The sequence below is a fragment of the Streptomyces sp. RP5T genome (assembly GCF_003933965.1).
Classification (GTDB): Bacteria; Actinomycetota; Actinomycetes; order Streptomycetales; family Streptomycetaceae; genus Streptomyces.
The window spans coordinates 1-8,972 of the sequence record NZ_RSAJ01000339.1 but is presented as its reverse complement, the minus strand read 5'-3'; the positions used below and the strand labels follow the sequence as shown (position 1 = coordinate 8,972).

The window sequence follows — 8,972 nt, the reverse complement described above, 5'->3', positions numbered from 1 at the left end:
TCCTGCGACCGCGTGGGCTGTCCCACCCCCGCCCGGCACCCGGTCTCCTTCGCCTGGCAGACCCAGTCGACCACCGACCGCGCGCAGATCGAGCGCTGGGCCCGGCACCAGCCCCAGGCCAACTTCATCACCGCCACCGGCATGGTCCACGACGTCCTCGACGTCCCCCTGGAGGCCGGCCGGGAGGCCCTGGAGCGGCTGCTGGCCGCCGGCATCGAGGTCGGGCCGGTCGCCGAGAGCGACGACGGGCGGCTCCTCTTCTTCACCCTCACCCGCGGCACCCCCGAGGACGAGGACGAGTGGTGGCCGTGCGAACTGGACTGCCACCCCGAGACGGCCGACGAACACCCCGGTCTTCGCTGGCACTGCCGTGGCTCCTACGTCCTCGTACCGCCCGCGCGGCTGCCCGGTGACCAGGCCGTGCACTGGGTCCGCGGCCTCGAACACCCGCTGCCCGACCCGCTGAGCCTCCTGGAAGTCCTCACCGACGTCTGCGCACGCCACGTGGGCGAGGAGCCGGACCACACCGACGCGGCCTGGCCCCTGCGCCGGTAGCGGACCGGTCCGGCCCGCCCTACGAGCCCTGCGCGGACGTCAGTCCCTGGATCCGCCCGAGCACGTCGACCTTCGGGTCGGCCGCGCCCCTCGGCGGGTCGAGCGCCACCTCGTTGGAGACGAACTGCATGGTCAGCGACTGCTTGATCTCGCCGGTCGTCAGCGCGAGCACCGCGTCACCGGGGTTGGGCACCGACGTGCCGGAGTGGGCCGTCTCCTTCACGTAGTGGTGCGTGGCGAAGAACACCAGCGCCCCGCCGTCCTTCGTGCGCAGCGCCAGGGGCGCGTAGGTGTCGTTCGCCAGCGGCTCGTCGAGGTACTGGGTGGCCAGGCCCGGCCTGATGGCGTCCTTCGCCCGGTCGGCCCGCCACACGCTGGTGTGCGTCCCGTCCGCGAAGACGTCCCCGCCGCTCTTCAGATAGCTCACGTACTTCTTGCTCAGGTCCCCGGGCTCCGCGGCCAGACCGGCCGAGTTCGCGGGCACCGCCTCGGCCCAGCCGTCCGCGTCCTCCTTGAACTCCGGCACCTTGCCCTCGGCCACCAGCGTCAGGAACGCCACCTGGAACGGCTCGTTCATGCCGTCGCGGGTGAACACGAGCAGCCAGCGCGCGGTGCCGCCCTTGTTGCCGGCCGCGTCGGCGACGAACCAGCGCGGCCAGCCCGCCTTCTTCGGGATGGTGTACGTCACGTCCGACAGCTTCAGCGGGGTGTGCGCGGTGTTGCCGCCGGGGCTGTTCGTCTTCCCGGCCTTCAGCCGCGCCGCGTCGATGGCGCCGAGCGCGCCGGTGACATGGGCGGCGTCCAGCGAGCTGTCGTACGCCTTGTCCGCCGCGTTGTACGCGTTCGTGAACTGCTGGAGCGCCTTGGCGGCCTCCGCCCTGGTGGTCGCGGGAAGCACCTCCCGCTCGCCGTGCACCACCACGCATCCGCTCGCCGTGAACGACAAAGCGGTCACGGAGGCTGCTATCAGTGCACTCCGGTCAAGCCTGCGGAGCCTTCGAGGGCCGCGATCCCTGCTCATCAGGTGCCTTCACCTTCCCCTTCCCGGAGGCGAACCCTACCGGGGCGAGGAACAGCGCGAGCGTCGGGACCAAGTACAGCAGCCACACCGTGACCTGAAGGACCGTCGGGTCCGGCTGGAAGTTGAACACACCCTTCAGGAGCGTGCCGTACCAGCTGTCCGGGGCGATGGTGTCGCTGATGTCGAAGGCCTTGTCGTTGAGGCCGGGCAGCCAGTCGGCCTCCTGGAGGTCGTGGAAGCCGTACGCCAGCACGCCCGCGGCCACGACGACGAGCATCCCGCCGGTCCAGGTGAAGAACTTGGACAGGTTGATGCGCAGGGCGCCGCGGTAGAACAGCCAGCCCAGGGCGATCGCCGTGAGGATGCCCAGGGCCGCCCCGATCAGCGGGCGCGGGGTGCCGTCGCCGGCCGCGTGCACCGAGGTCCACACGAACAGGGAGGTCTCCAGCCCCTCCCGGCCGACGGCGAGGAACGCGGTGGCGACCAGGGCGCCCGTCCCCATCTGCAGGGCCGCGTCCAGCTTGCCGTGCAGCTCGGACTTCAGGTGCCGGGCGGTGCGCCGCATCCAGAAGACCATCCACGTCACCAGGCCGACCGCGATGACCGACAGGGAGCCGCCGAGCGCCTCCTGCGCCTTGAACGTCAGCTCCTGGGAGCCGAACTCCAGGGCGCACCCGAAGCCGAGGGCCAGCGCGACGGCGACGCCGATGCCGGTCCAGATGGGCCTCAGGGCGTCCCTGCGGCCGGTCTTGACCAGGTAGGCGATGAGGATGCAGACGACCAGGCTGGCTTCGAGCCCCTCGCGCAGACCGATCAGGTAGTTGGAGAACACGGGTCAGGCCTCCTCGGAGAACAGCGTGCTGCCCCACCAGTCGTCCTTGTCACGGACGCCGGGCGGGACCGCGAAGACCGCTGAACCCACGTGCTGGATGTACTCGTTGAGCGCGTCGGTGGACAGATGGCGCTGGATGCGGATGAAGCCCTCGCGGACGTCCTTCTGGTACGCGAGGAAGAACAGCCCCGCGTCCAGCCGGCCGAGCCCGTCCGTGCCGTCGGTGAAGGAGTAGCCGCGGCGCAGGATCGTCGCCCCGCCGTTGGAGTCGGGGTGCGCGAGCCGGACGTGCGCGTCGGGCTTCATCGCCGGCAGGAACGGCTTGTCGCGCTCGTGGGCCTTGCCGACCGGGGCGCCCTCGCCCTTGTCGCGGCCGAAGACGTCCTCCTGCTCCTGGAGCGAGGTGCGGTCCCAGGTCTCGATGTGCATGCGGATGCGGCGGGCGACGAGGTAGGAGCCGCCGTGCATCCACGGGGCGTCCTTGGCGTCCTTGGCGGAGTCCGCCCACACGAACTTCTCCAGCCGGTCCGTCTCGGTGCCCGCGATGTTGCGGGTGCCGTCCTTGAAGCCCATCAGGTTGCGCGGGGTCTGCGCGTCGGGCGTGGTCGAGGACGTCTTGCCGAAGCCGAGCTGGGACCACCTGATGACGACCTTGCCGAAGCCGATCCGGGCCAGGTTGCGGATCGCGTGGACGGCGACCTGCGGGTCGTCCGCGCAGGCCTGGACGCACAGGTCGCCGCCGCTGCGGTTCTTGTCGAGGTTGTCCCCGGCGAACTGGGGTAGGTCGACGAGGGCCTCCGGCCGCCGGTCGGCCAGGTCGAACTTCTCGAACAGGGACGGTCCGAAGCCGATGGTGAGCGTCAGCCGGGACGGCTTGAGCCCCAGCGCCTCCCCGGTGTCGTCCGGCGGCGCCTCGGTGAGACCGCCGTACGCCCCGTCCCCGACCGCCTTCCCGGCGGTCATCCGGCGGGCGGCGGCCGTCCAGTCCTTGAGCATCCGCACGAACTCGGCGCGGTCCTCGGTCGTCACGTCGAACGCGGCGAAGTGCAGCCGGTCCTGGACGGGCGTGGCGATGCCGGCCTGGTGGGCGCCGTGGAACTCCACGGCGGCACCGGCCTCGGCGGCGGTGGGGGCGATGTCGTCCCCGGTGCGGGTCATCGCGACCGCGCCGCCGGCCGCGGCGGCACCGAGCGCGAGCCCGGCACCGCCCCAGCCGATGAGCGCGCGGCGCGAGGGAGTCGACTCGTGGGTCGTTTCCGTCATGGCCCCGGCCTCAGGAGGACTTGGTGACGACGGCGGCGGCGAGCTTGGACAGCGGTTCCGCGAGCGCGTTCACACCGTCCGACAGCTGCTTGCGGTCGGCGTCGCCGACCTTGTCGTACGAGGTGAAGTCGTACGACGACTTGTCCGCGCGGTACTTGTCCAGGAGCGTGTCGAGCGCGGTGAACTGCTTGTCGAGCTCGGTGACCAGGGCGGCGTCGTTCTCCTTGGCGACCGGCTTGAGCAGCTCGTACGACTTCTCGGCGCCCTCGACGTTGGCCTTGAAGTCGACGAGGTCGGTGTGCGAGTAGCGCTCCTCCTCGCCGGTGACCTTGCCGGTGGCGACCTCGTCGAGGAGCTCCTTGGCGCCGTTGGCCATGGAGGTGGGGGTGATGTCCGCCTTGCCGACCCGGCTCTGCCAGTCGGTGAGGTCGGTGATGAGCTGGTCGGCGAGGGCCTTGTCCGCGGCGGTGATCTTCTTGTCCTGCCAGAGGGACTTCTCCAGACGGTGCCAGCCGGTCCACTTCTGGCCGTCCTCCAGGCCGTCCTCGCGCACGTCGACCTTCGGGTCGATGTCCCCGAAGGACTCCGCGACCGGCTCGGTGCGCTCCCAGCCGATCCGGGAGGGGGCGTAGGCCTTCTTGGCGGCCTCCAGGTCACCGGCCTTGACCGCGGCGGCGAAGGTCTTCGCCAGCGGCAGGGTGGCGTCGGCCTGCTCCTGGGCGTACTTGCGGTAGGCGGCGACGGCCGTGTCCAGACGCGGGTCGCGCTTGGCCGCGGTCCCGCCGGTGGCCGTGACCTCCTGGCGGATGCCGTCGCCCTTCATGCCGGGCTTGCAGGCGATCGTGTAGGTACCGGCCTTCACCTCGGCGGTGACCTTCTGCCGGGTGCCCGGGCCTATGTTCTCCCGCTCGGTGACGATCCGGTCGTCCGGGAACAGCACGTAGACCTCGGTGACCTTGGAGCCCTTGTTCTCGATCGCGAGTTCCAGGTGACCGGCCGGGAACTCCTTCTTGGAGACCTCGCACTCGCTGTCCGTGGCGGTCACGTCGATCACGCGGTCGCTGTCACCGGAGCTTGCCTTCTCCGTGCAGCCCGTGACGGCGGTCAGTGCCGCCACGGCGGTGGCGGTGACGGCGGACAGTCTGGCGGCTCGCATGCGGGCTCCTGGTGCTGGCTGAAACATCACGTGACGGGCATCACAAATTAAGTGAGGCTAGCCTAACTTATCCGAGGCTTACCTGAGTGATACCGCGCGATGGCTCAAAACAGACACCAAGAAAAGGTCAAAGAAACCCCAAAGCTTCCCTCCGAGTGGCAGGCGCGCCGCAGGTGCCTCAGGGGCGCGGGGAACTGCGCGACCAGCCCCCACCTGTCCGCGGACGAGACGTGACCCTCTCCCCGTCCGGCGTGGATGCTTCAATTCACCCCGTGAGTGACTACGACGTGCTGCGCGTCTTCTGTGCGCCGAACGGTGGCTACGGCAACGAGCTGGGAGTCGTCCGCGAGGGTTCCGTGATGCCGGACCGGGACGAGCGGCAGGCGTTCGCCGCGAAGCTCGGGTTCAGTGAGACCGTGTTCGTCGACGACCCCGAGCGGGGTGTCATCGACATCTACACCCCCTCCGTGCGGCTGGCGTTCGCCGGATACCCCTGCGTCGGAGCCGCCTGGCTGCTCGACGTGCCCGAACTCGTCACGCCCGCCGGAATCGTGGGCACCCGCCTCGACGGGGAGTTCAGCTGGATCGAGGCACGGGCCGAGTGGGCGGCCCCCCGGACGTTCCGGCAGTACGGCACCGCCGCCGAGGTGGACGACCTGGCCGTCCCGTCGCCGGGGGAGTGGATCTACGCCTGGGCCTGGGAGGACGAGGCCGCCGGACGGATCAGGGCCCGCGGCTTTCCCGGCCGGGGCGACGGTGTCGAGGAGGACGAGGCCACCGGCGCCGCGGCTCTCCAGCTCACCGCCGAACTCGGGCGTGCCCTGAACATCGTTCAGGGTGCCGGCTCGCAGATCCTCACGGCCCCGCAGCCGGGCGGCTGGGTCGAGGTGGGGGGCCGGGTCTTCCTGGAGCGCTGACGCCGACGCTCACGCCGACAGCGGGAACTCCTCACCCAGCGCCCGGAACACCCCCGTGTTCAGCGCGAACGCCCGCCTGCACTCCGCGACGATCCGCTGCCGCTCCAGTTCGTCCGCGCGCACCGCGTCCAGCAGCTCCCGGTAACCCCGCTTGAACGCGGCGGGGTTGGGGATCTCCTCGAAGACGTAGAAGCGCACGCCGTCGCCCTTCTTCTCGAAGCCCCAGGTCCTCTCCGCCCTGTCACGGATGATCTGGCCGCCCGAGAGGTCGCCCAGGTACCGCGTGTAGTGGTGCGCGATGTAGCCGGCGGGCCAGGACTCCGCGCACACGCGCACCCGGTCCGCGTACACCCGCGTCGCGGGCAGCGCGGACAGGCCCGACCGCCACCCCGGCCCCCGCAGATGCGCCAGGTCCCGCTCCAGCGCCCGCAGCCGGAACAGCTCCGGCCGGACGAAGGCGCCCGCCACCGGGTCCGACGCCAGCCTCCCGGCCCCGCTCTCCAGCGCCTCGTAGACGAACCACAGCTGCTCGGTGTAGCGCGCGTACGCGTCGACGCCGAGCCTGCCGCCGAGCAGGTCGCTCATGAACGTCGAGGTCTCCGCCTCCACGTGCTGCTCGTGGGACGCGGTGCGGATGAGTGTCGAGAACGAGTCCATGGGGCAGATCTTCATTGTTAGGGTTACCTAAGTCAATACTTTGCCGACTTCCTGTCGGCAACCTTCCCGACAGCGTGTCGGCAAAAACCCGCCCCGGCACCACAAAGGCCCGCCCTCCGGGGAGGGCGGGCCATCAGTGCGCACAAGCTACGGCAGCGTCAGGATCTCCGCGCCCGTCTCCGTCACCACCAGCGTGTGCTCGAACTGGGCGGTGCGCTTGCGGTCCTTCGTGACGACCGTCCACCCGTCGTCCCACATGTCGTACTCGTGCGTCCCGAGCGTCAGCATCGGCTCGATCGTGAACGTCATGCCGGGCTGGATGACCGTCGTCGCGTGCGGGCTGTCGTAGTGCGGGATGATCAGGCCGCTGTGGAAGGAGGAGTTGATGCCGTGGCCCGTGAAGTCACGGACGACTCCGTAGCCGAAGCGCTTGGCGTACGACTCGATCACGCGGCCGATGATGTTGATCTGGCGGCCCGGCTTGACCGCCTTGATCGCGCGCTCCAGGGACTCCCGGGTCCGCTCGACCAGCAGCCTGCTCTCCTCGTCGACGTCCCCCACCAGGTACGTCGCGTTATTGTCGCCGTGCACCCCGCCGATGTACGCCGTCACGTCGAGGTTGATGATGTCGCCGTCCCGCAGCACGGTCGAGTCCGGAATGCCGTGACAGATCACCTCGTTGAGGCTCGTGCACAGCGACTTCGGGAACCCCCGGTACCCGAGCGTCGACGGGTAGGCGCCGTGGTCGCACATGTACTCGTGCGCCACCTTGTCCAGTTCGTCGGTGGTCACCCCGGGAGCGATCAGTTTCGCGGCCTGCGCCATCGCCCGGGCCGCGATACGGCCGGCGATCCGCATCGCCTCGATCGTCTCCGGGGTCTGCACCTCCGGGCCCGTGTACGGCGTCGGCGCGGGCTTGCCGACGTACTCGGGGCGCCGGATGTTTCCGGGCACGGAACGGATGGGGGACAGCTCCCCGGGCACGAGCAGCGACTGGCCAGACATGCGGACGAGTCTATCCAGCGGCGATGGGGGAACATGTCGGTGGCGAGAGGAGCTGGTCATGCCCTTGTTCAAGAAGCGTGCCGCTGGTAAGGCGGGCGAGTGGTACTACTGCCTGGAGCACAAGAAGGTCGAGGAAGGGCCCGAGTGCCCGGCCAAGGACCGCTTCGGGCCCTACGCGAGCCGCAAGGAGGCCGAGCACGCGATGGAGACGGCCCGCGAGCGCAACCTCGAGTGGGAGAACGACCCCAAGTGGCACGACGCCCCCGCGAGCAGCGAGGACGGCTGACCGGCTGATCACGCCTCCATGGGGGCGGGCGCGGCTGCCGCGCGTCGCTCGCGCAGCCGCGTCGCGTGCTCGTCGGTGCGGACGTCGTACGACATCAGCTTCGGCAGGCACAGAGCCAGCAGGCCCACCGCGCCCGCGCACAGCAGGCCGCCGGACCAGACCGACGTCCGCACGCCCCACCACGCGGCGAAACCACCGGCCCGGACCTGGCCCACGGTCGGGCCGACCGAGTACGACAGCAGTTCGATCCCGGCGAGCCGCCCGCGCAGCTCGTCCGGGATCGTCTGGTTCCACATGGCCCCGCGAAAGATCCCGCTGACCATGTCGCAGCCGCCGGCCACGGTCAGGAACAGCAGCACCAGCCACACGTCGTCCATGACCCCGGCGGCCGCGATCGCCACACCCCACAGGGCCGCCGACAGCACCACCATCCGGCCGTGGCGGTGCACCCGGGACGTCCAGCCGCTCATGAGGCTCACCAGGAGCGCGCCGAGCGGGACGCTCGCGTACATCAGGCCCAGCGACCACCGCGCGTCCAGTTCGTCCGCCAGGAACGGCAGCAGCGCCAGCGGCATCGCCAGGAACATCGCGGCGAGGTCGACGGCGTAGGTGCCGAGGAGCTCCTTGCGGCTCCAGGCGTACCGCGCGCCCTCCGCGATCGCCTTCAGCGACGGCTTGGCCGCCTCGTGGGAGGCCGGGGAGGCCGCGATCCGCGCGACCAGCACGACGGAGACCGCGAAGGTCAGCAGGTCCGCCCCGTACGCCCAGCCGAGACCCGCGTACGCCACCACCACGCCCGCCAGCGCCGGACCCGCCACCCCGCCGACCGTCCAGCGGAAGGAGTTCAGCGAGGCCGCCGCCGGGAGGTGGTCGTGGGCCACGATCCGGGGCCAGAGCGAGTCGAGCGCGGGGCGCTGCACCGAGACCAGGGCGGAGGACAGGGCGGCGACGACGTACAGCGGCCAGACGGCGGGACGCGGGACCAGCGCGTTGAGCAGCAGGGCCGCGCTCAGCACGCCCTGCCCCACCTCGGTCCACACGATCAGCTTCCGCTTGTCCCAGGCGTCGGCGAGCGCGCCGCCGTACAGGCCGAAGACCAGGAGGGGGATCAGCTCCACGGCCCCGATCGCGCCCACGGCCGCCGCCGAGTCCGTCAGGTCCTTCAGCTGCACCGGCAGGGCCACGAAGGTCAGGAAGCTGCCGAAGTTCGAGATCAGCCCCGCGTACCACAGCCGCCGGAAGTCCCGGGAGGCCCGCCAGGGGGCGAGGTCGGGAAGCAT

General features: G+C 70.6%; 10 protein-coding genes. 3 read left to right on the top strand and 7 right to left on the bottom strand.

The features are described 5' to 3' along the window. Positions 1-555: bifunctional DNA primase/polymerase (locus tag EHS43_RS28780; RefSeq protein WP_148104108.1), on the top strand; the 555-nt coding region annotated here is incomplete at its 5' end. 19 nt (positions 556-574) lie between these two features. On the opposite strand, the gene EHS43_RS28775 is transcribed toward EHS43_RS28780, so the two are convergent. Genes EHS43_RS28775 through efeO form a run of 4 tightly spaced genes read right to left on the bottom strand, consistent with a single transcriptional unit; the run spans position 575 to position 4,827 of the window. Continuing rightward, a complete protein-coding gene (locus EHS43_RS28775) occupies positions 575-1,576 on the bottom strand; it encodes a hypothetical protein (RefSeq protein ID WP_185806453.1) in 1,002 nt (333 codons plus the stop codon). Beyond that, entirely contained in the window at positions 1,536-2,408 is an 873-nt protein-coding gene (gene efeU, locus EHS43_RS28770) for an iron uptake transporter permease EfeU (RefSeq protein WP_125193648.1), read from the bottom strand. The genes EHS43_RS28775 and efeU overlap by 41 nt, the downstream gene beginning before the upstream one ends. Before the next feature lie 3 nt (positions 2,409-2,411). Then, entirely contained in the window at positions 2,412-3,671 is a 1,260-nt protein-coding gene (gene efeB / locus EHS43_RS28765) for an iron uptake transporter deferrochelatase/peroxidase subunit (RefSeq protein ID WP_125193647.1), read from the bottom strand. Between the two features lie 10 nt (positions 3,672-3,681). Beyond that, positions 3,682-4,827: an iron uptake system protein EfeO gene (efeO, locus tag EHS43_RS28760; RefSeq protein WP_125193646.1), complete on the bottom strand. Its 1,146-nt coding sequence runs from the start codon at positions 4,825-4,827 to the stop codon at positions 3,682-3,684. 272 nt (positions 4,828-5,099) lie between these two features. Here efeO and EHS43_RS28755 point away from each other — a divergent pair, with 272 nt between their 5' ends. After that, a complete protein-coding gene (locus EHS43_RS28755; protein ID WP_125193645.1) occupies positions 5,100-5,744 on the top strand; it encodes a PhzF family phenazine biosynthesis protein in 645 nt (214 codons plus the stop codon). A 9-nt stretch (positions 5,745-5,753) separates the two neighbouring features. On the opposite strand, the gene EHS43_RS28750 is transcribed toward EHS43_RS28755, so the two are convergent. Further along, complete coding sequence (locus EHS43_RS28750) at positions 5,754-6,401, bottom strand: heme oxygenase (biliverdin-producing) (RefSeq protein WP_125193644.1); 648 nt, start codon at positions 6,399-6,401, stop codon at positions 5,754-5,756. A gap of 147 nt (positions 6,402-6,548) precedes the next feature. Further along, positions 6,549-7,406, bottom strand: a complete 858-nt coding sequence (gene map, locus EHS43_RS28745; RefSeq protein ID WP_125193643.1) for a type I methionyl aminopeptidase — start codon at positions 7,404-7,406, stop codon at positions 6,549-6,551. A gap of 58 nt (positions 7,407-7,464) precedes the next feature. Here map and EHS43_RS28740 point away from each other — a divergent pair, with 58 nt between their 5' ends. Then, a complete protein-coding gene (locus EHS43_RS28740; RefSeq protein ID WP_125193642.1) occupies positions 7,465-7,692 on the top strand; it encodes a hypothetical protein in 228 nt (75 codons plus the stop codon). 8 nt (positions 7,693-7,700) lie between these two features. Here the strand turns inward: EHS43_RS28740 and EHS43_RS28735 are convergent. Beyond that, positions 7,701-8,972: MFS transporter (locus tag EHS43_RS28735; protein ID WP_125193641.1), on the bottom strand; the 1,272-nt coding region annotated here is incomplete at its 5' end.

Excerpts from the sequence above, each read along its gene's own strand:
- EHS43_RS28775 (WP_185806453.1), bottom strand. The coding sequence starts at position 1,576 with ATGAGCAGGGATCGCGGCCCTCGAAGGCTCCGCAGGCTTGACCGGAGT.
- efeB (WP_125193647.1), bottom strand. The coding sequence starts at position 3,671 with ATGACGGAAACGACCCACGAGTCGACTCCCTCGCGCCGCGCGCTCATC.
- efeO (WP_125193646.1), bottom strand. The coding sequence starts at position 4,827 with ATGCGAGCCGCCAGACTGTCCGCCGTCACCGCCACCGCCGTGGCGGCA.
- EHS43_RS28750 (WP_125193644.1), bottom strand. The coding sequence starts at position 6,401 with ATGGACTCGTTCTCGACACTCATCCGCACCGCGTCCCACGAGCAGCAC.
- map (WP_125193643.1), bottom strand. The coding sequence starts at position 7,406 with ATGTCTGGCCAGTCGCTGCTCGTGCCCGGGGAGCTGTCCCCCATCCGT.
- EHS43_RS28740 (WP_125193642.1), top strand. The coding sequence starts at position 7,465 with ATGCCCTTGTTCAAGAAGCGTGCCGCTGGTAAGGCGGGCGAGTGGTAC.